The following is a 434-nucleotide window of genomic DNA, read 5'->3' on the forward strand; positions in this document are numbered from 1 at the left end:
GTATTTGCGCGTCGTCGATCAAGTCATCGACTCTATCTCTGTCAACGAGGCGTGTTCGTCGGGATGCGGGTCCTTCTTGCAAACCTTTGCTGCCGGCATGGATACCGATATCGAATCATTCTCCTCCATGAGCCTGCTGGCTCAGCATCCGGTAGATCTAGGTAGTCGCTGCACCGTCTTTATGAACTCCTCAGTCAAGCAGGCACAAAAGGAGGGGGCCTCTCCCGCTGATATTGCTGCCGGACTGTCCTACTCAGTGGTTCGCAATGCCTTGTACAAGGTCATTAAGCTTACTGATCCGGCACAACTAGGGAACAAGGTTGTCGTCCAAGGTGGAACCTTCCTCAACAATGCCGTCCTACGTGCCTTCGAAAAGCTCACCGGTCGCGAGGTCGTTCTCCCGCTGAGGCTGGCCTCATGGGAGCCTATGGAGC

At 54.8% G+C, this 434-nt stretch carries 1 protein-coding gene; it reads left to right on the forward strand.

The genetic code is table 11. The features are described 5' to 3' along the window. On the forward strand, positions 1-434 hold a 434-nt coding region (locus Tanf_RS16735; RefSeq protein ID WP_046825811.1), incomplete at both ends, for a BadF/BadG/BcrA/BcrD ATPase family protein.

The organism is Tannerella forsythia (assembly GCF_001006485.1).
In the GTDB taxonomy this organism is placed as follows: domain Bacteria; phylum Bacteroidota; class Bacteroidia; order Bacteroidales; family Tannerellaceae; genus Tannerella; species Tannerella forsythia.